The organism is Candidatus Limnocylindrales bacterium, assembly GCA_035571835.1.
Taxonomy (GTDB): domain Bacteria; phylum Desulfobacterota; class Binatia; order UBA1149; family CAITLU01; genus DATNBU01.
Window position 1 is genome coordinate 225,594 of the sequence record DATNBU010000011.1, and the last position, 24,834, is coordinate 250,427.

Annotated in this window: 17 protein-coding genes; 7 read left to right on the forward strand and 10 right to left on the reverse strand. The window is 66.3% G+C overall.

All coding sequences use genetic code 11. From position 1 onward, the window contains the following. Nucleotides 1–65: 65 nt before the first annotated feature. The 5 genes from VN634_04935 to VN634_04955 form a co-directional block, all read right to left on the reverse strand. Nucleotides 66–1,214, reverse strand: a complete 1,149-nt coding sequence (locus VN634_04935; GenBank protein ID HXC50208.1) for an epoxide hydrolase — start codon at nt 1,212–1,214, stop codon at nt 66–68. 141 nt (nt 1,215–1,355) lie between these two features. Further along, nucleotides 1,356–4,094: a hypothetical protein gene (locus VN634_04940; protein HXC50209.1), complete on the reverse strand. Its 2,739-nt coding sequence runs from the start codon at nt 4,092–4,094 to the stop codon at nt 1,356–1,358. A 240-nt stretch (nt 4,095–4,334) separates the two neighbouring features. Continuing rightward, nucleotides 4,335–8,453 carry a hypothetical protein gene (locus VN634_04945; protein HXC50210.1) on the reverse strand — a complete coding sequence of 1,373 codons (4,119 nt, stop codon included), beginning with the start codon at nt 8,451–8,453 and terminating at the stop codon, nt 4,335–4,337. Nucleotides 8,454–8,782: 329 nt separating this feature from the next. Then, complete coding sequence (locus VN634_04950) at nt 8,783–9,835, reverse strand: NAD-dependent epimerase/dehydratase family protein (GenBank protein ID HXC50211.1); 1,053 nt, start codon at nt 9,833–9,835, stop codon at nt 8,783–8,785. A gap of 95 nt (nt 9,836–9,930) precedes the next feature. Then, nucleotides 9,931–10,749: a ribonuclease HII gene (locus VN634_04955; GenBank protein ID HXC50212.1), complete on the reverse strand. Its 819-nt coding sequence runs from the start codon at nt 10,747–10,749 to the stop codon at nt 9,931–9,933. A gap of 408 nt (nt 10,750–11,157) precedes the next feature. Between VN634_04955 and VN634_04960 the strand changes: the two genes are divergently transcribed. Further along, nucleotides 11,158–12,090 (forward strand): acyl-CoA thioesterase domain-containing protein, encoded by a 933-nt coding sequence (locus tag VN634_04960; GenBank protein HXC50213.1) that lies wholly within the window; start codon nt 11,158–11,160, stop codon nt 12,088–12,090. Further along, the gene (locus tag VN634_04965; protein HXC50214.1) at nt 12,048–12,995 is read left to right on the forward strand and encodes a PD-(D/E)XK nuclease family protein; all 948 of its coding nucleotides are present in this window, start codon (nt 12,048–12,050) and stop codon (nt 12,993–12,995) included. Before VN634_04960 ends, VN634_04965 begins: the two co-directional genes overlap by 43 nt. A 42-nt stretch (nt 12,996–13,037) precedes the next feature. Here VN634_04965 and VN634_04970 read toward each other — a convergent pair whose 3' ends face one another. Beyond that, a complete protein-coding gene (locus tag VN634_04970) occupies nt 13,038–13,490 on the reverse strand; it encodes a nuclear transport factor 2 family protein (protein HXC50215.1) in 453 nt (150 codons plus the stop codon). A gap of 666 nt (nt 13,491–14,156) precedes the next feature. Here VN634_04970 and gorA point away from each other — a divergent pair. After that, nucleotides 14,157–15,515 (forward strand): glutathione-disulfide reductase, encoded by a 1,359-nt coding sequence (gene gorA, locus VN634_04975; protein HXC50216.1) that lies wholly within the window; start codon nt 14,157–14,159, stop codon nt 15,513–15,515. A 106-nt stretch (nt 15,516–15,621) separates the two neighbouring features. Here the strand turns inward: gorA and apaG are convergent, their stop codons facing one another. Next, the gene (gene apaG, locus VN634_04980) at nt 15,622–16,071 is read right to left on the reverse strand and encodes a Co2+/Mg2+ efflux protein ApaG (GenBank protein ID HXC50217.1); all 450 of its coding nucleotides are present in this window, start codon (nt 16,069–16,071) and stop codon (nt 15,622–15,624) included. A gap of 115 nt (nt 16,072–16,186) precedes the next feature. Between apaG and VN634_04985 the strand changes: the two genes are divergently transcribed. From VN634_04985 to VN634_05000, 4 genes are all read left to right on the forward strand, one after another. After that, a complete protein-coding gene (locus VN634_04985) occupies nt 16,187–18,337 on the forward strand; it encodes a molybdopterin-dependent oxidoreductase (protein ID HXC50218.1) in 2,151 nt (716 codons plus the stop codon). Nucleotides 18,338–18,547: 210 nt separating this feature from the next. Continuing rightward, on the forward strand, nt 18,548–19,249 hold the full coding sequence (locus VN634_04990; GenBank protein ID HXC50219.1) for a MerR family transcriptional regulator: 702 nt from the start codon (nt 18,548–18,550) through the stop codon (nt 19,247–19,249). Between the two features lie 286 nt (nt 19,250–19,535). After that, nucleotides 19,536–20,546, forward strand: coding sequence for a ferredoxin--NADP reductase (locus VN634_04995; GenBank protein ID HXC50220.1), 1,011 nt, complete (start codon nt 19,536–19,538; stop codon nt 20,544–20,546). 56 nt (nt 20,547–20,602) lie between these two features. After that, a complete protein-coding gene (locus VN634_05000) occupies nt 20,603–21,775 on the forward strand; it encodes a ferritin-like domain-containing protein (protein HXC50221.1) in 1,173 nt (390 codons plus the stop codon). Nucleotides 21,776–21,793: 18 nt separating this feature from the next. Here VN634_05000 and VN634_05005 read toward each other — a convergent pair whose 3' ends face one another. From VN634_05005 to VN634_05015, 3 genes are all read right to left on the reverse strand, one after another. After that, nucleotides 21,794–22,666, reverse strand: coding sequence for a hypothetical protein (locus VN634_05005; protein HXC50222.1), 873 nt, complete (start codon nt 22,664–22,666; stop codon nt 21,794–21,796). Between the two features lie 164 nt (nt 22,667–22,830). Next, nucleotides 22,831–23,637, reverse strand: coding sequence for an SDR family oxidoreductase (locus tag VN634_05010; protein ID HXC50223.1), 807 nt, complete (start codon nt 23,635–23,637; stop codon nt 22,831–22,833). Further along, nucleotides 23,634–24,833: a cytochrome P450 gene (locus tag VN634_05015; protein ID HXC50224.1), complete on the reverse strand. Its 1,200-nt coding sequence runs from the start codon at nt 24,831–24,833 to the stop codon at nt 23,634–23,636. Before VN634_05015 ends, VN634_05010 begins: the two co-directional genes overlap by 4 nt. Nucleotide 24,834 lies beyond the last annotated feature (1 nt).

The window sequence follows — 24,834 nt, forward strand, 5'->3', positions numbered from 1 at the left end:
GGCAACTACTGAAAAACGAAAGAGCTCCGCCTGCTGGAACGCGGAGTCGTCCCGACGTGCCTGGTCTAGCGCACCGTCCGAAAAAACCCCCGCACATCCTCCACCAGCGCCTCGGGTTCCTCCATCGCCGCGAAGTGCCCGCCAGCCTTCATTTCCGTCCAGCGCGTCACGTTGAACAACCGTTCCGCCCACGCGCGCGGCGGCCGGAACAGCTCGCGCGGAAAGATTGCGCAACCAGTCGGTGTCTCGACGCGGGATTCGACCGGGCCGAAGCGTCCGGACTTCTTCGTCTCGTAGTAGAGCCGCGCGGCCGACGTCGCGCTGCGCGTCAGCCAGTACCAGGTCACGTTGGCGAGCAGCTCGTCGCGCGAGAACCGCTTCTCGACGTCGCCGTTGCAATCGCCCCACGCCTGGAACTTCGAAACGATCCACGCGCACAGCGCAGCCGGCGAATCCTCGAGCGCGATGCCGATCAGATCCGGCTCGAGTCCCTGCACGCGCTGGTACGCGGTGCGGTCTTTCATGTACGCGCGTGCATCGACGAGCGCTGCGATCTCTGTTTCGGACAGATCGCCCGGCCCGTCCGGCGGCATGCCGGCCAGCACGAGATTCAGGTGAAGCCCGATGCAGTTCTCCGGCGCCGCGAGCGCAACGTATGCGTTCGTCATCGCGCCCCAGTCGCCGCCCTGCGCACCGTAGCGGTCGAAGCCGAGCGAACGCATGAGGCCGGCGAGCGTCGCGGCGACGGCTTTGACGTCGAAGCCGCGAACGTGCGGCGCTTCCGAAAGCCCATATCCGGGAATCGACGGTGCAATGACGTGAAACGCATCCGATGCGCTGCCGCCATGCGCGACCGGATCGGTCAGCGGGCCGAGTACCTTCAGAAATTCGAGCACCGAGCCCGGCCAGCCGTGCGTGAGCAACAGCGGCAGCGCGCCCGGATGCGGCGAGCGCGCTTCGAGGAAATGCACGCGAAGGCCATCGACGGCCAGATACGCATGCCGGTAGCGGTTGAGCTCGCGCTCGACAATTCGCCAGCCGAAGCCCGTGCGCCAGTATTCGAGAAGATCCGCGAGCCACGCGGTATCGATGCCGTAATCCCAGCCGGCTCCTTCGACGGCGGCCGGAAGCCGCGTCGATGCAAGTCGCCGGCGAAGCTCGGTGAGCTCGCTTTCGTCGAAATGAACCGTGAACGTTTCGCCGCGCTCGCTCATCGCGCCGTGCTTATGCGATTGCCCGCCGCATCGCCAGAAAAAAATCGGGGACAGACACCGATTTCGCAGGAACGCGGAATTGGTGTCTGTCCCCGATTGTCGAACGGGCGTCGTCCGCGGAAGCGGGCCGCCGCCGCGTCGTCAGTGCTGGTAACCCGCCTTTACCCCGCGCGGATCGTTCAGCTTGAAGTCCGAGCCGGCCTCGCGTCGCACGAACGTCGACGACCAGCACGAGCCCTTGCTGTTGCGAAGCTGCACGATGACCGACGGGTCGCCGAAGAAGAACAGGTCGCTCGACACGGCGTTCGGAAGATTCAGCAGCGAGCCGGCGCCCTTGATGCCGGCCACCGACTTGCCGTCTTCCGAGCCGGCCTTGGCAATCATCTTGGCGATGCCTTCGGAAGGATTGTCCTTGTCCGAGAACGTGACGCGGCTCGAATGCGCACTCCAGCCCGGCAGCCCGGCGGGAATGTCATACGAAGCAGCGAGCCTCGGTTCGCCGCCGTCATTGTCGAAGACGCACAGCGCGTAGTCGGTATCCGTGGTCGGCGTACCGAGCTTGCTCGGTGCGAACTGCTCGCCCTGGACCCATTTCCACTTGAACACGGCATCGAACGGGAACTCGCCGGTCTTGATGTAGAGCTGGCCTTTGGCGGCCTGCAGGCAGCCGGTATCGAGCACGCCCGGCAGATGGACGCATCCGTCGGTGGCGTCGCACGTATCGAACGTGCAGATGTCGCCGTCGTCGCATGCGGTCGATGTGCCCGGCGTGCACGCTCCTGCCGAGCATGTGTCTCCGTTCGTGCACGGGTTGCCGTCGCTGCACGCGCTGCCGTTGGGATCGTTCGTCGTGCAGTTGTCGGAAGCTTCGTTGCAGGTCTCCGCGCAGTTCGCGTCGCCATCGGGGCCCGGGCACGGGACACCGACGTGCACTGCGCACGAGCCGCTGCCGTTGCAGGTGTCGGCTCCGTTGCAGAACAGGCCGTCGTTGCAGGACGTGCCCGAGCCCGCGAATGCGTTGGCCGGACAGGTGCCGGCGCTGCCTGTGCAGCGCTCCGCGACGTCGCAGGCGTCGGCCGCTGCCCGGCAGGTAACGACGCTCGGTGCGAACAGGTCGTTCGGACACTGGTTCGAGGCGCCGGTGCAGACCTCGACGACATCGCAGGCACTGACCGCGCTGCGGCACGTCGTGCCGGGACCGGCGATGCCATCGGGCGGACACTGGATCGATGTTCCCGTGCACGACTCCGGTGCATCGCACCCGGTGGCCTTTACGCGGCACGTGACGATGTTCGGCTGCAGCGTGTCGGGCGGACACGCCTTGTTCGTCGAGTCGCACGACTCGAGCAGATCGCAGACGCCGGCGGCAGGCCGGCAGATCGTCGCGCCGTTGAGAACGGCGTCGGTCGGGCACCCGCTCGTCGAGCCCGAGCAGTTCTCGGCCGCATCACAGATATCGGTGGCAGGACGACACTGCGTCGCCGCGGGCCGGAACGAATCGGCCGGGCATGCCGCGGCCGAGCCGGTGCATTTCTCGACGAGATCGCAGACGCCGGTCGACGGCCGACACGTCGTCGTCGACGAGACGAACGCGTCGGTCGGACATACGCCGCTGGTTCCGTTGCAGTTCTCCGAGATGTCGCAGCTTCCCGCGACCGCGCGGCACAGCGTCGTCGACGGAAGCATCGGCAGGCTTGGCGGACACTGATCGGACGAGCCGGTGCATTTTTCCTCCGGATCGCAGCTTCCGATCGCGCCGCGGCAGACGGTGCCGGATGCCAGCAGCGGGCCCGGAGCCGGACAGGCGAGGTTCAGGCCGTCGCAGATCTCGACGCCGTCGCACGCGCCCGTCGCGTTGCGACAAGTGTGTGATTCGCTGATTCGATACGGCGTGCAGGTGACAGGGCTGCAGCAGGTCGCGAACGGCGCTTCGCAGGTTTCGCGGCCTTCGAGCACGGCGTTGCCGCAGATCGGGCACTGCAGCGAGCGCGCAGGCGGAATCGATTCGTTCTCGCTGTTGTCGCCGAAGCAAAGCGTCGTGCCGTCGCCGAGCAGCGCGCACGTGTGGTACGAGCCGGCGTTGATATCGAGGAACGCATCGGCGGGCGGCGACGACTGGCCGGACGTGTTGTCGCCCCAGCATGTCGCGAGGCCGGAAGCGGCGAGCGCGCAGTTGTGCTCGTCACCGGCCGTGATGTTGACGAACGGTCCGACCTTGTCGGCGGTCTCTCCGGAGTAGTCTGCTCCCCAGCACTCGACGCGTCCGTTGCTGCGACGTCCGCACGCATGCTCGCCGCCGGCCACGACCTGCACGAAGTCGGACAGCGTCGGCGTGTCGGCGATCAGTCCCCAGCAGATGATTCGTCCGTCGGAGCGCAGTCCGCAGGTCAGCACCGAGCCCGCTCCGATCTGGATGAACTGGTCGCCGGGAGGCGTGGATTCGCCGTACGTGTTGTCGCCCCAGCACGTCACGGTGTGGTTCTGGTGCAGGCCGCATGCGTGACCGAATCCCGAATCGACCTGGATGAAGTCGGTTGCGGTCGGCGTGTTCGAGACCTGGTTCTGCCCGTTGTAGCCCCAGCACTCGATCTTGCCGGGAATCGCGCGAAGCCCGCACGTGAAGATCGCGCCGGCGCTGACCTGCTTGAAGGTTCCGGTGGGCGGCGTCGACTGGCCGAACGCGTTGTTGCCCCAGCATTCGATCAGATCGTCCTGCACCGTGCTTCCGTTTCCGGCTACGACCGCGCAGGTGTGCGACGTTCCGCCGGAGACCGAAAAGTTGCCGCAGTTGATTCCAGGATCTCCCGGAGCAGCGCCGGCAGGTGCCGAGATCAAAATCAGCGCGGCCACGATCCAACGGCCGAACGTATTCGCGTTCATGGTGTCCCCAGGTTCCGGAAAGGCGGCGTCGGTATTCCACGCCACTCGGCACACCGCGGCGTCCCTCCGCCCCGGCGTTCCCGGCACCGCCTCAACCCCAGGCGCTGCCGACCGGATTTATGACCCGGATGCCCCAGCCGGTGCAACCCGGAAGAGAGGGAAGCTTCGAGCTTGGAAGTGAAGGGAGTCGAATCCGGGCGACCAGAGCCAGACAGCGCCGGTCGCCCACGGATCCGAGTGCTACGGTCCGACGGCCTGGACCTGATTCTCGTTGTTCTTTCCGGCCTGTTCCGACGTGAACTCGGAGGACCAGCAGGCCCCTTCGCTGTTGCGGAGCTGGACCGTAAGCAGCGAGTCGACGGCCAGGAAGCGGGTCGGCGAGAAATGCCTCGGCAGCTGGATGCTGCCGCCTTTGGCCTTGAGGCCGATCGACGGCTTGCCGTCGGTCAGGCTGCTCTTGGCCTTGAGGACCGTAATGCCGTCGGCCGCGCCGGACTTGTCCACGTACTTGATCGCATCGGTCTTCGCTGCCCACGGCGGGCCGGCCGGAACCGAGTAGGAACCGACGAGCTCGGGCACGCCTGCGACCTCATCGAATACGCAGAGCGCATAGACCGTGTCGCCGGTTGCCGGCGTGCCGAGATCTTCGGCGGGCACGGCCGCGCCGTTCTTCCACTTCCACTGAATCTGGCTGGTGGCCGGATCACCCGAGTCCTTGATCGCGAACGAGAATTTTGTGGCCGCGTAACACGCGCCGGCGTCGAGGACCTCGCCGTCGTGCTGGCAGCCGGTCAGCGGCTCGCAGGTATCGGCGGTGCAGAGGTCGTCGTCGTCGCAATCGGGCTGGGTGCCGCCGCTGCACGTGCCGGACGTGCACGCTTCACCGATCGTGCACTGGTCGGCGTCGTCGCACGGCGTGGCGTCGGTGTCGTTGGCGCTGCAATCGTCGGCCGCTTCGTTGCACGACTCGGAGCAGTCGCCGTCGCCGTTCGGTCCGGGGCACGGATCGCCGGCGTGGATGCTGCATCCACCGGTGCCGTTGCAGTTGTCGGCACCGTTGCAGAAGCTGCCGTCGTTGCAGGACGTCGTGGTCGCGGCAAACGAGTTTGCTGGGCACGCGCTGCCTGCTCCGGTGCAGCTCTCGGAGACGTCGCAGCCGTCGACGGCAATGCGGCAGATCGTGCTGGTCGATACGAACGTATCGGCCGGACAGCTCTTCGCGGCTCCGTCGCACTGCTCGGCCACGTCACAGACCCCCGCGGATCCGCGGCACGTCGTGGCCGTCGTGAGAACGGTGTCGGCGGGGCAGGCCGCCGCAGTTCCATTGCAGCTTTCGGCAACGTCGCAGACGCCGCCGTTCGAACGGCAGACCGTCGCAGTCGTCTTGAACGAATTTGCCGGACAGTTGACCGAAGCGCCGGTGCAGTTCTCGGCGAGATCACAGATGCCCGCCGCTGCACGGCAGACCGTAGAGGATCCACGGATCGCATTGCCGGGACAGGCGGCCGACGTCCCGTTGCAGTTCTCGGTCACGTCGCACACGCCGGTGGCTGTACGGCACGCACTGGCTGTGGTCTTGAGCGTATCGGCGGGGCACGCCGTCGATGCTCCGGTGCAGCTCTCGGCCACGTCGCAGATGCCGGCGACCGGACGGCACGTGCTGGCTGTCGTCTTGAGCGTATCGGCGGGACACACCGACGACGCTCCGGTGCAGCTCTCGGCCACATCGCAGATGCCGGCGGCGGACCGGCACGTGGTCGCGGTCGTCTGGAATGCGTCGGTCGGGCACGCTGCCGAAGCTCCCGTGCAGCTCTCGGCCATATCGCAGATGCTGACCGTGTTGCGGCACGTCACGTCGCTGGCCTTCAGCGTGTCGGCCGGGCAGGTCTTGCCGGTGCTGTCGCAGGTCTCGGCGATGTCGCAGACGCCGGCGGCGGGCCGGCACGTCGTCGATCCGTCGAGGACGGCGTCGTTCGGACAGAGCGCGCTCGCTCCGGTGCAGGCCTCGGCGGCGTCGCAGACGCCGCTGGTCTCGCGGCATGGAACGGCTGCGACGACGAACGTATCGCCAGGACAGCTCACGGAGCTGCCGTCGCAGCTCTCGACGACGTCGCAGCTTCCGGCGGCCGAGCGGCAGACGCTCGCCGTGGTGCGCACCGAGTCGGCCGGACAGACGCTCGAAGCGCCGGTGCAGCTCTCGGCGACGTCGCAGACGCCGGCGGCGCTGCGGCACGTGGTCGCCGTCGTCTTGTATCCGTCGTTCGGGCAGGTCGCCGCCGCTCCGGTGCAGCTCTCGGCCTGATCGCAGATGCTGACGGCCGAGCGGCACGTGACGATGTTCGGCTGCAGCACGTCGGCCGGGCAGTTCTTGTTCGTGCTGTCGCAGGTTTCGATGATGTCGCAGACGCCGGCCGCGGGGCGGCAGGTCGTCGAGCCGTTGAGCACGCCGTCGGACGGGCAGCTGGCGGTCGAGCCGGTGCAGCTCTCGACCGCGTCGCAGATACCCGAAGCTTCCCGGCACGTGGTCGCAGCCGACACGAATGCATCCGTCGGGCAGATCGCCGAAGTTCCGGTGCAGGTCTCTGCGATGTCGCACGCTCCGGCCGACGAGCGGCAAATCGTCATCGAGGCCACCAGCGTGTCGGTCGGACACGTCACGTCGCTGCCCGTGCAGCGCTCTTCGACGTCACAGCTTCCGGCCGATGAGCGGCAGACGAACGTCGACGGTTGGTACGGAACGTCCGTGGGGCAGGCGGCCGAAGTTCCGTCGCATGTTTCGGCCGGGTCGCAGCTTCCGAGCGCGAGCCGGCAGACGAAGCCGTTCGCGCGCAGCGGGCCGGGAGCAGGACAGACGACGTTGATGCCGTCGCAGATCTCCGGAGCGTCGCACGCGCCGCTCGCATCGCGGCAGATGTGCTGCTCGACGACGCGGAACGGTGCACACAGCACCGGGCTGCAGCATTGCGGGAATGGATCGCCGTAGCCGGGCTCGCCGACTTCGAACTCGCAGTTGGCGCTTTCACGGCCTTCGCGCAGGCCGTCGCCGCAGGTCGGGCACAGGTTCGAGCGCTGCGGCGGCGTGGTTTCGAACGCTCCGGTGTCGACGCCCCAGCAGATGACGGTGCCGTCGCTCAGCAGGCCGCATGTATGGTAGTCACCGGAGTCGATGTCGGTGTAAGTCTCGGGCTCTGGAGTCGACTGTTCGGCGCCGTTGTCACCCCAGCATTCGGCGGTGCCGTCGGAGCGCAGTCCGCAGACGTGCTCCGCTCCGGCGCTGATGGTCGTGAAGGTGCCGCCGAGAGGAACCGTTACGCCCGTATCGTTGAGATCGACGCCCCAGCAAGCGACCGTGTTGTCCGTATGCCTGGCGCACGCAAAGTCGCCGCCTGCGACGACCTGCACGAAATCATTGTCGGTCGGTGCGTCGGTCACCACTCCCAGGCCAGGCGTGGGATCGTTGTAGCCCCAGCATTTGACGGTTCCGCCGGTAGTGACGCCGCAGCTGAACGAAAATCCGCCTGCAACCTGGACGAACAGCGTATCCGCAGGCGTCGTCGTCTGTCCGTAGAGATTCTGTCCCCAGCACGCGACGGTATTGTCCGAGCGGACTGCGCAGGTGTGAAACGCACCGGCGTCGACCTGAGTGAAGTTGGTCCCTGCCGGCGTGTTGGTGACCTCCTGGTCTGCGTCGTATCCCCAGCACTGCACGACGCCAGATGGACGCACACCGCAGGTATGCAGCGCACCAGCGCTGATCTGGGAGAACGTACCAGCCGGCGGCGTGCTCTGACCGTAGCTGTCGTCACCCCAGCACTCGACGATGTCGTCGTCGAGGTGTTCCTCGCCGACCTTGCCGTTTCCGGCGACGATTGCGCACGTGTGCACGTTGCCGCCGCTGACCGCGAAGTTTCCGCAGTTCTGTCCGGCGACGTCCGCATAGACGAACGCGGTGTTGTCCGAGGTGAAAGGATCCGGCGTGGAGGACGAGACCGTCACGGTCTGGAGCGCCGGATTCGGCGGCGTCCAGTCCGACGGCAGGGTGTACGTCGAGTGGATGACCTTGCTGTCGCTCGCGGCAAGCGTGCCGAGCGAACACGGATACGGGCCCGTGCAGTCGCCGGTGTTCGAGACGAAGTCGAGATCGAGCGTGTTGTCCGCCACGCTGACGGCGATTGCCGGATCCGGCCCGTTGTTGGTCACCGTGATCGTGTAGGCGACGCTGTCGCCCGGCGAGACCGGGAAGATGTCGTCTTTGGTCGTGATGATCGAAACGTTGGCGGAAAGCGCTGCCGCAGCGCTTGTCGCGCAGACGAACAGCATTGACGCCCCAACCAACCCGGCAAACCGATTCGCATTCATGATTGTCCCCTCGTTTTCGGAGCCTGGCCGGTTGGTTCCGAAGATCCGGATCCCGGTCGTGCTCCGCGCATCGCGACGTCCTCCTCCGCAATGCGTTGTGGCCGCATCCGCCGATCGGCGGACGGACGACCACCGAGTTATGCCCCGGTTTACAACAGTGCTGCAACTGGCTTTGGCGGAGCAGCGGTCGCGATTCGCCGTTATTCGCTGGAATTTCGTCGCAAGGATCGTGCATCCGTGCACGTTCCGAAAAGCCACCCGTGCACGTTCCGAAAAGCCGCGCGTGCACGCTCGGGAAAGTCTGGCCGTGCAGGCTTCGACGTCGCCCGTTACTTCGGTGCGGGGATCAGGCCCTTGTCGATCATGCTGTTGGCCATGTCGACGAACGTCTCGCGCGCCTCGCGAGGCTTCCAGCCGAGCATGCTCGAGGCCTTGTCGTGCGAGACTTTCTCTCGCTTTCCTACGTACTGCAGCACCAGGCGGATGCTCTTGTCGAAGCGTGCTGCAAGCCACAGCAGCGGATACGGCAGCTTGCCGGTCGGCGGGCGATAGCCTCGCGGCGAGAACTCGGCCGCCAGCAGCCGGCCGATCTGCTGCATCCACATGTGATCGCCGGCCGCGATGAACCGGTGCCCCGCGGCGGCCGGATTCTCGGTTGCCAGCCGGTGCGCGATGGCAACGTCGCGAACGTCGACCACGGCCCAGCCGATTTCCGGGCAGGCCGGCAGCTCGCGCCGCATCAGCCGCCCGACGACTTCTCCGGACGTACCGATCTCGGGCCCGAGCAGCGGCCCGGCGACGAAGCCCGGATTGACCACGGCCAGCTCGAACCGCTTTCCCTCCGGAAGCGAGGCGACGTAGTCCCACGCCGCCTTCTCCGCGAGCGTCTTGCTCTTCTGGTAGGCCTCGCAGCGCTCGGCATTCGACCAGTCTTCCTCGCTGAGCACGCGATCACCGATGTCGCCGTGGCCGTACGCAACGGCCGCAACCGACGACGTGACAACCACGCGGCGGACCGTCCCGGATTCCGCTGCGGCTCGAAGCACGCGCAGCGTGCCGTCGACGGCCGGCCGGATCAGCTCGTTCTCGTCGGCGGGCGCGGCAGCCGGAAACGGCGACGCGACGTGCTCGACGTACGTGCATCCGGCCACGGCCTCCTTCCACCCGGCATCGCGCTCGAGATCGGCTTCGACGAGCTCGAGCCGCCCGTCGAAGCGACTGGCAAGCTCGCGCAGGTGCGCGACCTTTTTCGGATTTGCGAGGCTGCGTACGGTGCCGCGCACGCGGTAGCCATGTTCGAGAAACTCGCGCGCGACGTGTCCGCCGATGTAACCCGACGCGCCGGTGACCAGTACGAGACCTTTGTCTGCGGTTTCACTCATGCTCGTTCTCCAGAGGCCGGCAACCTACGCCGCGGTCCGCGAGCGGTAAAGCCTGCGAGCTCCGGGATCGGGCTGTCGAGTGAAACGGGGGCGAATCAGTCGTCGAGCTGGCGGCCGCCGGCGACCAGCTCGCGAACGAACTCGTACGAAACCCGGTGCACGACGCTCGGTCCGAGCCGCCGCAGCGCGGCCTGATGCTCGGGAGTGCCGTAGCCCTTGTGGCGGGAGAAACCGTACCCGGGGTGATCGACGTCGAGGTCGTCCATCAGCGCGTCACGGTAGGTCTTCGCGATGATCGACGCCGCAGCGATCGAAAGACATCGCGAGTCGCCGCGGATGTACGAGCTCTGCTCGATGCCGATGTCGGGAATGCGGCGCGCATCGACCAGCACGTGGTCCGGACGCCGCGTCAGGCCTTCGACCGCGCGACGCATCGCCAGCAGCCCGGCGTGGTAGACGTTGAGCTCGTCGATCTCGCGGACGTCGGCAATGCCGATCGACACGCAGACAGCGCGATCACGGATTTCGATGGCAAGCTTCGTCCGCGTCGCACTGTCGAGACGTTTCGAATCGTCGATGCCGCGGATCGCCGCCGCGTCGCCGAGAATGACGGCTGCGGCAACCAGCGGTCCGGCGAGCGGGCCGACTCCGGCTTCGTCGACGCCTGCGATCAGCGAGTGTCCGCCCTGCTGCAGCTCGCGCTCGATCGCCATCATTTCTTCGTGCCGCTCGCGATCGTCTTCCATGCGCTGGAACCGGCGGTCGGCGGCGGCAAGCAGAACGGCGACGGCCGCGCGCGGATCCGACCGCAGCGCCTCCAGGAGAGACTCGTCGCAGTACGGGCTGGCAAGGAGTCGGCGAACCTCGTCGAGCGGCATCATGCCGCCGCGGCCGTTCCCTCCGGAATCGTTCACGGTCCCGAATGTTGCCGCTTGGCATGGCCTCAGCAAGAGGAACGGTGCGAAACTTTGCCGGCGGCCGGTTCACGTCGCTGTGGATGTCATTTGTTTTTGACTGTCGGCGCGGCGTGCGGTGATCGCTTCGCGCGACCCGCGGACGTCCGCCGCGCTGAGCGGCGAAGGACCAGCGAATGTTCGGCGACGATCCTGATCCTCGGTTACGGATCCCTGCGTAACATGGCCGGATCGCATCGCGACCGTCGCCGCGAGTGACGATCCATTCTAAAAGCGGCTGCACTTACCCGTGAACCCAAAGCAGCAAGCTCGCCAGGCTCGAATGGCACTGGCGGCCGTCGTCGCGGAGATCACAGAAGGCGCCGCGATCATTACCGGCCGTGTCGCATTGCCGATTCTGGAACCGGCGTGATCGAAGCGGCGAAGCGGCTGGCGGCGGCGATCGAAGCCGCTCCGTATGCTGCGCGGCTCGGATTTCGCGCGGGCGGGATTTCGGATGCCGCAGCGAACGGCTCGGTGCCGTATGCGGGCGTGCTCGCCAACGCGCAGGGCTTCATCCACGGCGGCGTCGCTGCGTCGCTGTCGATCTGGTCGGCGCTGGTCGCCGCCGTCGCGAGCGATCGCGGGCCGGCCGGTGATCTCGACGGACCGCAGGCCATTCCGGCGGCCTCGCCGGTTTCGCTGAGCATCAGCTATCTGGCTCCGGCGCGCGCGGAGCTGCTGCGGGCTTCGGCGGCGGTGGTTTCGCGCGGGCGCGAGATCGCGCACGTTCGCATCGACGTTGCCGGCAAGGACGCAAATGCCGTGGCGACCGCGCTCGTGGTCCTACGAACCACGCGCCCGCCGGCGGCCGCCACCGCGCCGTCGATGGGCGAGGAAACGCCGTTCCCCGAGGAAATTGCCGGCTTTGGCGACGCTGCCGAACGCTCGCGGCCGCTCATCTCTCCGTTCTCCCAGGCGATGGGCATGATCGTGCACAGCTACGATTCGAATTCCGCCGTGCTCGCGATGCGCCGTGACATCAACTCGGGACCGACTGGTGCGGTCGACTGGGGAGCTCTCGCAGCGATGGCCGATACCTGCGCCGCGCTCGCATGCCTTCCGTCGATCGACGAGCGCATGCTCGGCAGCGCAACGCTGTCGCTGTCGGCGATTTTCGGCGAACCGCTGCTCGCACCGGCAATCGCCGTGGGCAGACCTGTTGCCGAATCCGGCGAGCTCAAGTCCGCGCTCGTCGAAGTCGGTGCAGGCAACCTGGACGCCGCCGAAAAAATCGCCGGCCGGCCGGCAATGACGGCGTGCGTGGCGTACCGCTTCGTCGCAGCCCGCGACCGCAGCTGACCACGCTGGCCGTTCCGCAGTCCGCGATCGGTTCGAAGCACATCCGGAGCGTCGCCGAATCCATGCACACGTTTGCATTGCAGCGGCCGGACGAACCGGCCCATGCTCCGGCGATGGCCGACCTCGAGACGTTCAGCTTTTCGCGCGTGACGACGTTCGAGCAATGTCCGCGGCGCTATCGTTATCGCTACGTCGACGGCGTTCGCGAAGCGTTCCAGTCGATCGAGGCGTTCATGGGCCAGCAGGTGCACGCTGCCGTGGAATGGATGTTCCGCGAGCGCGACGCCGGCCGGACTCCTCGAGTCGAACAGGCAGTCCAGTTCTACAGCGCATGTTTCGACAGCGCGCGCGCGCAGATCCGCGGCGCGCTCAAGGTGATCAAGCAGGGCGGCAACATCGAGCAGTACCGCCGCTCCGGTGCGGAGATGGTGGCCGATTTCCACCGCACGCGCTTTGCCGCCGATGCGCTCGAAACCATCGGCCTCGAGCGTCATTTCCTGCTCGAGATGGCTTCGGGCGGCCAGTTCCAGGGATACATCGACCGCCTGGCGCGCGATCGCTCGGGCACCATCCACATCATCGACTACAAGACCGGCGGACGGCCGCCGATCCGCTTCGGCGGAAAAGACGGCGACCAGCTCGAGGCGTATGCGATCGCGATGTTCGCCGAAACCGCCGTCGACGAGCTCGTGCTGATGCTCGAGTACCTGCGCAACGGCAGCACGCAGACACGGCGCATCCGGCGCGACGAGACGCCCGAAGCCGAGCGGCGTCTGGCGGCGCGGATCCGGGTTGCGGCCGAGGCGAGCGTGTTCCCGCCGTCGCCGGGCACGCTGTGCGACTGGTGCGGATTCAACGATCTCTGCGAAGCCTACGGACAGCGCGCGAGAGTGCGCGTCGCATGAAGTATCGGCCGTAAGCTCTCGGGTAACGGGCGACTTCGCCGGTCAGTGAAGCTTCGGCGAATCGTCCTCATCGTCATCGAGGTAGATTTCATCGCCGTCATCTTCGTCGACGCCTGCGAGGCGGATCAGGACCGCGGCAGGATCCCAGTACGACATCACGGTCTGGATGAGGCCGTCCGCGTCGATCTCGAACACCGTGATGCCGGAGAATTCCGTCGTATGTCCGTCGGCCGAGCTCGCTTTCGCCGACCATCGCGCCGCCGCACCGGAACCCGAATAGAAAACCTCATCGCTTGCGAGCGTGAGCGTCGCGAAAGGGCCGGTGAAAATCTGCCAGACCTGTTCGAGACCTTCGCGACCTTCGGCCGGCGTGGTGCCGACGGGTTCGTGAAGAACTGCGCTCTTGTCGAACAGCGCCATCCACTCGCTCTTGTTGCGCGTGCTCAGTGCGCGGAAGTATTGCTCGACCGCGGCTTCGACGCGCGGATCGTTCATCGCCTGCATCGTCCTTAGTCGCCCGCCACCGGCACAAAGGCAACGCCGCGTCGCGGCCGGGCCGGGGCGTGCCGCATCCGGCCCTCGACCGGCCGCGAATCCGAAATGCGGCCGTAAATGCTGGAATTTACTTGGTTTCCGCACGCCACCCCCAAGGTTGCCCGAGGCTTTCATGGAGTTCGCGGGCCCTCTTCGATTCCCCTTTGAACTCAAGACCTTGCAGGAAGCCATGCAAAGCCCGCCTGCGCCCGGGGCCGTTTCCGAGGCCTCCGCGCAGGAGCGAAGGCCCGAGAATTCCGGGCTTTCGCAGGAGTCTCCGAGAAACTTTGAAATGGCTGTTGGCTGCGGGTTCCGTCGACGGCAATCTTGCCTTCGCGCCTCTTGCCTCCTTCGGCGCAACCGGGCGCCTTAACGGGTGGGGCCCGGCAGGGCCCCACCCGGAAGGCGTCTTGGCAACGGCCAAGACGCCGGAACTGAAAAGCTTTTTCGCACCTGGCTCCCGCCCTGCCGAGCCAGGTGAAAACTTCCTCCTCTCTGTTCGTACCTGCTCTCACCTCTGGCCACGGGTCCTTCCGGCTTTGCCGGCACCATGACTCTCGAGATGGCATCCGGCCTCGCCTGGCCACGCCTGTTGAGCCTCCGTCCGGCATTGAGTAGGTCCGGCCAATGACCGATTTCGCCTATGACCTCCTCGTCCTCGGTGCCGGCAGCGGTGGCCTGGCCACATCCAAGCGCGCCGCCTCGTACGGTGCGCGCGTCGCCATCATCGAGAACGACCGCGTCGGCGGCACCTGCGTGATCCGCGGCTGCGTGCCGAAAAAGTTCATGGTTTACGCGGCGGAATTTGCCCACGCGTTCGAAGACGCGCGCGGCTACGGCTGGAGCTCCGAGGGCGTCAGCGTCGACTGGGCCGAGCTGGTCGCACGTCGCGACGCGAACGTCGCGAGCCTCGAAGCGACCCACGAGCGGCTTCTGCGCGAAGCCGGCGTCGAGCTTCTGCGCGGCCGCGGCCGCATCACCGGTCCGAACACGGTCGACCTCGACGGCCGCACGATCTCCGCGAAGACGATCCTGGTGGCGACCGGGTCGCGCCCGGTCGTACCCGAGATCGAAGGGATCGAGCACGTGATCACGAGCGACGGATTCTTCGAGCTCAAGCAGCAGCCGCGCGAGGTCGCCGTCATCGGCGCGGGCTACATCGCGTGCGAGCTGGCCGGCGTGCTTCAGAACATGGGCACGCAGGTGCACTTGATCTACCGCGGGGACCTTCCGCTTCGCGGCTTCGACTGCGATCTTCGGCGCGAGCTCGACTCGGCGATGCGCGCCTCCGGAATGCAGGTTCATGAGAAGACCGTCGTCCGCCGGATCCGGAAGGTCGAAACCGGATTCGCGCTCGAGCTGACCGGACCGGACGGCGAATGCCTGCTCGGTGTCGAGCGATGCATGCTTTACGCGACCGGCCGGCGCGCGAACACCGAAGGCCTCGGCCTCGAAGCGGTCGGCGTCGGGCTCGACGAGGAAGCCAACGTGGTTTGCGCGGAAGACGGTTCGACTGCCGTGCCGAGCATCGTTGCGATCGGCGACGTGACCGGCCGCAGCCCGCTGACTCCGGTCGCGATCCATGCCGGCCGGCTCTGGGCGGACCGCGTCTACGGCGGCAAGACCGTCGCGATGAGCTACGAGAAGATTCCGAGCGCGGTTTTCACCGATCCGCCGATCGGTACCGTCGGCATGGGCGAGGAAGAAGCGCGTCTCGTCTACGGCGACGAAGCCGTGACGATCTACCGCGCGCGCTTTCGGCCGATGCTGCACAACCTGTCCGGCCGCGCGTCGTTTACGACCGTCAAGCTCGTCGTGCGCAAGGACGACGATCGCGTTCTCGGATGTCACCTGATCGGCAAGGATGCGCCCGAAATCATCCAGGGATTCGCGGTCGCCGTGAAGATGGGAGCAACCAAGCGCGACTTCGACGCCACCGTCGGAATCCACCCCACCACCGCCGAAGAGCTCGTCACGCTGCGATAAAAATCGGGGACAGACACCGATTTCGGGAAATCGGGGACAGACACTGATTTCGGGAAATCAGTGTCTGTCCCCGATTACGGGAAACCAGTGTCTGTCCCCGATTATTTCAGTGGAGGGTGCGCGGCATCTGGAGCGTGAACTTCGGGATCACGGCCTGGAAGCCGGTGCCGTCTTCGCGGCGCATCTCATAGGTGCCGTGCATGCTTCCGACCGGACCCTGCAGGATCGCGCCGCTCATGTATTCGTGGGTCTCGCCCGGCGCCATGATCGGCTGCTCGCCGACGACGCCTTCGCCTTCGACCTCGCGCACCGACCCGTCGCCTTCGGCGATGAACCAGTGCCGCCGGGTAAGCTGGACCGTCACGTTCGATTCGTTCGCGATCCGGATGCGGTACGCGAACACGTAGCGGTCGAGGACCGCGTCCGACTGCTCGGGAACGAAGTAGGATTCGACCTCGATCGATATCCCCTGCGTCGTCTCCTTGGTCACCCGGTCACCGTTTCCTTCCTCGGGCGGCGTGCCAGCTGCCGGCTCGCCCGTCGATCCTTTCCGCATTTGCTCGTCACGCGGCTCAATAAACCCAAAGGGCACGGGGTCCGCAAGCCAGAAGAGGGGCAGAAGACTTGAGGTTCCCCTTTTCCGGCAGGGTCTTCCGTGGAAGGATCGGCGCATGACCCGACATCATCGCACCTGCAATCTCTGCGAAGCCCACTGCGGACTGATCATCGAAACCGAAGGCCGCCAGATCCTGTCGATCCGCGGCGACGACGACGATCCGCTTTCGCTCGGCTACATGTGTCCGAAGGGCAACGCGCTCAAGGATGCATACGAGGATCCCGACCGCATCCGGCGGCCGATGATCCGAGACGGCAGCTCGTGGCGCGAGACTTCGTGGGACGAGGCGATCACGACCGCCGCACGCGGCATCCACGGCGTGCAGAAGCGCCACGGCAACGATGCGTTCGCGAGCTACGTCGGCAATCCGAGCGCACACAACCTCACGGCAATGCTCGCGCTGCCGCCGCTGCTGCGGCTCCTCGACACGAAGAACCGCTACAGCGCGTCGACCGTCGACCAGTACCCGCAGATGCTGGCCGCGCATCTCGTTTTCGGCGCGCAGCTTTCGATCCCGATTCCCGATCTCGAGCGCACCGGCTACCTGATGATTCTCGGCGCGAACCCTCTGGTCTCCAACGGCAGCCTGATGACGGCGCCGGGCATGAAGAAGCGGCTGCGCGCGATTCGCGAGCGCGGCGGCAAAGTGGTCGTGCTCGATCCGCGCCGCAGCGAGACGGCCGAAGCGGCAACCGAGCACGTGTTCCTTCGCCCGGGAAGCGACGCTCTGTTCCTGCTCGCGATGATTTCGGTGGTGATCGAGGAAAATCTCGCCCGTCTCGGAGCTGCCGAAGGCCGCGTTGACGGGCTCGAGGACGTCGAGAAGGCCGCACGGATGTTTCCGCCCGAGCGCGTCGCCGAGGCCACCGGAATCGATGCGGACACGCTTCGACGTCTCGCCCGCGAGTTCGCATCGGCTCCCGCGGCGGCATGCTACACGCGCATCGGCGTCTGCGTGCAGGAGTACGGAACGCTCGCGAGCTGGCTCGGAACGGTCCTCAACATCGTCACCGGCAACCTCGATCGTCCCGGCGGCATGATGTTCACCAATCCGGCCGCGACCTACTCCTCCAAAGGAACGTGGAAACGGTGGCGCTCGCGCGTACGCGGACTACCCGAATTCGGCGGCGAGTTGCCGGTCGCGTGCCTGTCCGAGGAGATGGACACGCCCGGCGAAGGACAGATTCGCGGGCTGCTCACGCTCGCGGGCAATCCTGCGCTGTCCAGTCCGAACGGCGCGCGGCTCGAGCGTTCGCTCGAACATCTCGAGTTCATGGTCAGCATCGATCCCGCGCTCAACGAGACGACGCGCTTTGCCAACGTGATCCTTCCGCCGCGACATGCGCTCGAGAACGACCACTTCAGCCTCGTCTTCCACAAGCTCGCCGTGCGCGACACGGTCAAGTACTGCAGCCCGGTCTTCGATCGCGCCGAAGACAGCATGGACGAGCTCGAGATCTGCGGGCGCCTGTGTGCCGAGCTCACGCGGCTGCGCAGCGAAGACGCAGTCGCAGCCGGCGGCCAGCCGGTCGAGAACACGACCGATGCGCTGTACTCGACGACGCCCGAGCAGTTCATCTCCTTGCTGCTCGCAAGCGGACCGTACGGGCTGACGATCGACGACGTGAAAGCGGTGCCGGCAGGAATCGATCTCGGCTCGCTGAAGGAAGGCGGCATCGACCGCGCCGTCCGCCACAGCGACATGAGGCTTCATCTCGCGCATCCGGAAATTACCGAAGAGATCGCGCGCCTCGCCGGTGCGCTCGATGCCGGAAAAGTTGCGCCGGCCCCGCAGGCCACCAACGGTTTCCTGATGATCGGCCGCCGCCAGCTGCGTTCGAACAATTCGTGGATGCACAACTGTCCGACGCTGATCAAAGGGCCCGAGCGCTGCACGCTGCTGATGAGCCCGATCGATGCCGACCGGCTCGGCCTCAAGCACGGCCGCCTCGTCGCGGTCGAGAGCCGCGTTGGCCGAGTGTCGCTGCCGCTTGCCGTCACCGACGAGATGATGCCCGGCGTAGTCAGCATGCCGCACGGCTTCGGCCACACGCGTGAAGGAATCCGCGCGCGCAACGCGGCCGCGCACGCCGGCGCTTCGATGAACGACCTGACCGACGAGAGCATCGTCGAAGGAATGGTCGGAAACGGCGTGCTGACCGGAGTTCCGGTGCGCGTCAGTGCGTGCGAGCCGGCGGTCGCATAGCCGGCGTGCGAGCCGGCGGTCCCATAGCCAAGCTTTGTCGCCGTGCGGTAGTCGTGTAGCGTTGCCCGCCTGATGCCCGCGAAAGAGCGCACCCGCCGATCGAAGGCCTCGGCCACGCGCAGCCCTTCGGCACGCGCCGATGCGCGCGCTGAGGAACGCGGCAATTCTCGAAACGCGGCGACTTCCGCGGACTCCGAAGGCCACCTGCGGATGCGCGATCTGACGCGCATCACCGGCCTTCCGCGCGAGACGATTCATTTCTACCTGACGCAGGGTCTGCTGCCGAAGCCGCTCAAGACCGGCCGTAACACCGCGGTGTACGGCGAGGAGCATCTCGAGCGCCTGCAGCGGATCAAGGATCTGCAGGACAGACATTTCCTGCCGCTGAAGGCGATCAAGGCGGTGCTCCAGGACGGAGCCGCCGAGGGTTTCACCGAGGAACAGCAGTCACTGCTGGCGCGGCTTCGATCATCGATCGAGCCGGCGCCGGCGAGTGCGGTGCGTGACGTCGCGCTCTCGAGCATCGTTCCGTCTCGGGTCACGCGCAGCGATCTCGAGGCAATCCGCCGTCTCGGTGTCGTGACGGTCCATGGAAAGGGCGCGGGTGCGACAGTCACCGCCCACGATGCGGCGGTTCTCGAGTGCTGGGCGGAGCTGACCGCACTGACGCGGCCCGGCGAACCGAAAGTTATACCGGAGCTGCTCGTGGCGTACGTGGAAGCGATGGATTCGCTCGTCGAACGCGAGACGCGCCAGCTCACCGAGCGTTTCTCGGGCCTGCCTGCCCGAAGGCTGCTCGAGCTGATCGACGGGTCCGAGCCGCCGATTTCGCGCCTGATGGCCGTGCTTCGCTCGCGGCGCATCAAGCAGATCATCGCGGGCGCACCCGCTGCCCCCGTCCGCAAAGGCTAGAACTCCAGCATTTTCGAGTCGTTGGGAGTGGGCCGCGCGATTCCCGGGTGACCAAATGGTGCGCACCGTGCGCGATCGGGGCGGAGGTGTTTTTCGTTTCGCGCGTCGCGACGACGAAAAGCCTTGACCGTAGATAGTGTATAGTGCTACTACGCACTTAACATTGTCGATCCCGCGAGGTTTCTCCGTGCAACTCCAGCTCTCCTCTTTTCCGCGCAGTCTTTTCCATCCGCCCGCCGCCGGTCCCACGTTGCGGCACAACGTCACGCGATGGCCGCGTTCTGCGGTGCGTCCGGATCTGCTCCGCCTTACCGTCGAGCGCGTCATCGACGAGACCGCCAGCACGAAGACTTTCGTCTTCGCCGAACACTCTCTTGCGTACCGCCCGGGTCAGCACGTGACGATCGTTGCCGACATTGGCGGACAGACGCAGCGCCGCTGCTATTCGTTCTCGAGCTCGCCGGCCACGGGCGCGAAACCGTCGATTACCGTAAAGCGTGTCGATGGCGGCGTGCTCTCGAGCTGGCTTCACGACCATGTGAGCGCAGGTGACGTGCTCTCAGCGCTGCCGCCGTCGGGCGGGTTCGTCGTGGACGCCGATCCGGATGTCTCGCGACACATCGCATTGGTGGCCGGCGGCGTCGGAATCACTCCGCTCATCAGCATGGCCGAGACCGTGCTTCGCACCGAGCCGCTGTCGCGCGTGACGCTGCTGTACGGAAGCCGCAGCGAGAGCGAGATCATTTTCCGCAACCGGCTCGACGCGCTCGCGCATCTTTTCGCCGGAAGGCTTCAGGTGAGGATTGCACTCGACGAGTTGCCTCCGGTCTGGAACGGACTGGCCGGCGCGCTCGATGGAGAAGCCGTTTCGCGCGCGATCGACCTTCGTGCACCCGACGCGTGGTACGTGTGCGGACCGGAGCCGATGATGGAGAGCGTGACCGGCGCGCTTCGCACGGCCGGCATCGATGCCGCGCGCGTTCATCTCGAGCGATTCCAGTACGCCGAGGCCGGAAAAGGGCAGGCGGCTTCCGCCAGAGGCACCGTCCTGTTCGCAAAAAGCGGCGTCGCGTCGCCGCCACTCGCCGGTACGACGATTCTCGAGGCCGCAGAAAGGGCCGGGATCGCTCTTCCGTGGAGCTGCCGCATGGGCGGCTGCGGAGCCTGCAAGGTCAAGGTCGACGGTCGCGTCGTCCACGCTGAGCCGAACTGCCTGACCGACCGCGAAAAAGCCGACGGCTACGCGCTCGCATGCTGTTCGTACGCCGACGGCCGCGTCGAGCTGGCCGACTTCTGACGACACCTCCCCGATCACGAATTTCACAACATCAGACCATTTTCGGAGAAACGATCATGAAAGACCTCGCTCTCGACCTTCTGCCTCAGGGTGCCCGCCGCGTCGTCGACGACGTGCTCGATGCGGTCGCGATCGCCGGTGCGGTGGAAAACAAAACGGTTCTCGCCGGCATGCTGCCGTCGGTCGCTCGCGGCGTGCTGCTCAAGCGCGGCAAGCAGGGAACCGGCGTACTGATGCCGGCGAGCTACGATGCGCATTTCGATTTCGGCTACGGCGGGGATTATCCGGAGATGTACGATCTCTACCGCCGCGCGGTCGCCAACCAGTGGAACGCCGATGAGAAACTCGACTGGTCGATCGACGTCGATCCCGACCGGCCCGAGCGCCTGCTGATGCCGATGGAGTTCGTGCCCGTGGCCGGGCTTGCCGAGCACGGAATCCGCCTCGACGACCGCGAGCAGAAGCGGTTCCTTCACGATTTCACCGCGTTCATCCTGAGCCAGTTCCTGCACGGCGAGCAGGGTGCGCTGTACGCGTCGGCGCAGGTGACCGAATCGGTGCGCTGGTTCGACGGAAAGTTCTACGGCGCCACGCAGGTGATGGACGAGGCGCGGCACGTGGAAGTGTTCCTGCGCTACATCGACACCAAGCTCTGCAAGCTCTATCCGATCAACGACAACCTGTTCACGATCATCGACGCCCTGATGCACGATTCGCGCTGGGATATGAAGTTCCTCGGCATGCAGATCATGATCGAAGGCCTCGCGCTCGGCGCCTTCAACACGATGTACCAGTCGACCCGAGAGCCGCTGATGAAAGAGATGCTGCGCTACGTGATCCAGGACGAAGCCCGGCACGTGCACTACGGTGTGCTCGCGCTGAAGTCGCACTACGCAACGCTCGGCGAGTCCGAGCTGCGCGAGCGCGAGGACTGGGCATTCGAGGTCGCGCTGCTGATGCGCAACCGCTTCCTCGCGCACGAAGTCTACGACGAGTGGTTCGGCGGCCGCCTCCGGCGCCGGGAGTGGGACCGGATCATGACCGATCTGCCGCTGATGAAGAGATTCCGGTCGCTGATGTTCAAGCGACTGATCCCGAACCTCGAATACATCGGCCTGTACTCGCCGCGTATCCGGGCGCACTACGAGCGGGCCGGGCTCGCCGAATATGCCGGCGGCCGCAACGCTTCCGAGCTGACGGCAGAGGATATGCTGAGCGACGCGGCCTGACGCGGCACCCTTCGCCGGTCAGCCGTTGCATGCCTGGCTCTGCACATCGATCTGGACGGCGACCCGCAGGTCCTTGAGTGCGTCGCTCGACGTCACCTTGCCGCTGAAATCGAGATCGCCTGCCGGATGCCGAGGGCGTATCGCGACGGCGATCTGCAGGATGATCAGCGCATCGGCCGCGGTGATCTTGCAGTCGCCGTTCATTTCGCCGCAGAACATCGCGTCCTCGAAGCCTTCGCACGTCACGCAGTCCGGATTGGGCGCCGGGAATACCGACACGCGGAAGTTATCGAGGCCGTGCTCGATCTCGAGCGGGGTGCCGCCGCTGTTGGTGTTGGTTCGCAGGATGCCGAAGCGGATCGGCTCGGCCGTCGCCGAGAAATCGGGAAGCTGGTTATCCGACATCAGGAAGTCCTCGGGCTTGAGACAGACGAGCTTGCGATTGGCCCAATCGGTGTTCGAGAACGTCATGTCGGTGACCGAGAAAAACGTGTGCTCTCCCTGCTGGATCGCGAACAGCGCGCCGACCGCCGCACCGGGGACGGGCGGATCGAACTCTTTTCGATCCTCGGAGTAGGTGATGCCGGCGATCGCGCCGCGCTCGGCCGGCCGGTAGATCGCCTCGTCGCCGAGGCGAACGTGCAGGATGGACACGAACTTCCCGGCCGGCAGTTGCTGAACCATGTGACGATACGCGCCGGGATTTCCGCCGTCCTCCACGCGCTCGGCGGATTGCTCCGTATCCGGCGTCAGCGCGGTGACCTGCCAGTCGCTGTCGAGGAAGTTGCCGTCCCTGATCGGGTACGGAATGGGCTCTGCGCGGACGAGTCCGGGCGCCAGGCACGCGCATGCGAAGAGCGACGCTGCGACAGTGCGTAAACAACGGTTCATGGGCGAGACCTCCTTTTCGTGATCCCGTGATCACCGGGATCGATTCTCGACTCACCCTCCCCACGACGGCGGCCGTTCCGGCGTCGCCGCAGCGTACGAAAAATTGAAGATGCTGGCCATCGAAGCGGCAGAGGTGCGACAGCCGCGCGGCTGGCGTTTGCCGGCTAGCGCACGCAGTCGGCCGCGCCGCCGTCCACGCGAAGATCAACCGCGTTGATGTACGCGGCCTGTTCGCTGGCAAGAAACACGACGGCCGCCGCAACCTCGGACGTGAGCCCGAGCCGGGTCGCCGGCGATCCCGCGCCGATCGTTTCCGCGATCGCGCGTTTTTCGATCTCGCTCCAGTCTTCGCCCCAGCCCTTGCGCGCGGCCCGCGAACGGAAGTGCGCTTCGACCTCGACCGTCCGCAGGATGCCCGGGCTCACGCAATTGACGGTAATGCCGGTGCCGGCGAGCTCCTTGGCAAGGCTGAGCACGACCGCCGGAAGCGCGGCCTTGGCTGCGTAGTACCCGGGCATGACTGCTCGCGGGCGAACGCCGCCCACTGTGCCGAGGAAAATCACGCGGCCCCAGCCTTGCTCTCGCATTGCGGGGACAAGCCTTTGCGCCATGCGGACGCCGGACAGGACATTGCGCTCGTACATCTCGATCCACGACGTCGACGCCATCGCGTCCCAGCTGCCGCCGGCTGCGACGCCGTAGTTGTTGACGAGCACGTCGATGCCGCCGGCCGCGACGAGCAGGTCCGCGAACGCGTCGGCGCCCGCGTCGGTCATCAGATCCGCCGTCACGGCATGCGCGTCGCCGCCGCTTGCCGTGATCTCCGCGACAACCATCTCGGCCTGCCCGGGCTCGAACCCGTGCACGAACACCGACGCACCTTCGGCGGCGAATGCGCACGCCGTCGCATGGCCGGTTCCGCGGTAGCTGCCCGTCACGAGCACACGCTTTCGGTCGAGCCCGAGGTTCATGCTTCTGCCGGTTCGCGCGTGACGATCAGCTCGTCGAGGCCGCGAAACGGCCCGCGCTGAAGCCAGACGAGTGCGTGGTCGGGATGAAGCCGCAGATCCGGCCATCGCGACGAGACGGCGGCCAGCATCACTTCGGCTTCCGAACGCGCGAGCGATGCACCCAGACAGAAGTGCGCACCGAACGCGAAAGAGATCGGCGCGGCGCCGCTTCGGCCGGGACGAAACGAATCCGGATCGTCGTAGACGTCAGGGTCGCGGTTGGCCGCCGCGAGGAACACCAGAATCGGCTCGAACGCACCGATTTCGGTTCCGCCGATCGTTACGGACCGCATCGGGATGCGCGCGACGAACAACGTCGGTGTCTCGAATCGCAGGAACTCGCTGACGACGTCGACAATCGCCCATTCGCCGCTCGTAACCGCCCGGTAGCGCGCCGCGTCGGACAGAAGCACGGACATTCCGTTGGTGAACAGATCGCGCGTGGTGCGGTGACCTGCCGAATACAAGGTCGCAGCGAGCGACAGCAGCTCGACGCGCTCGAGCCTCTCGCCCTCGGCCTCTGCCGCAAGAAGCGCAGACAGCAGATCGTTGCCCGGCTTTGCGGTGCGCTCGTCGAGCAGATGACCGAGATACGCGTGAAACTCCTCGGCCGCTGCAAACGCCGCTTCTTTCTTTTCTCCCGGAACACGCACGCCGAGCAGTGGAGCGACCGCGTCGCTCCACGACGTCAGCTTGTCGCGGTCCTCGGGCGGCACGCCGAGAAGCTCGGAGATGACGAGCGACGGAAGCTGGTGCGCGAAGCGGGCGAGCAGATCGACCTCGCGTTCGCCGTCGAGTCCGTCGAGCAGCTCCGCAGCCGTCTGCTCGATCCACGGACGCAGCGTTGCAATGCGCCTCGGTGTGAACGCTTTCGAGACGATGCCGCGCACGCGCGGATGATCCGGCGGATCGAGGAAGTTGATGCGATGGCTCATCTCGTCGCGCGCCGCGCCGGGCGGCAGGCCGTCGAGGTAACGCATTGCGATCGGGCTCGATCCGCAGTCGGGATGATGCAGCGCTTCGAGCGCCGCCGCGTGGCCCGTGATCATCCAGAAGCCGCTCTCCAGCCGCTGCACGCGTCCGCCCGAGCGGATGCGCGAGAACACCGGATACGGGTCGGCGATTGCCTCGAGATCGGACGGGTCGAACGAAATCATC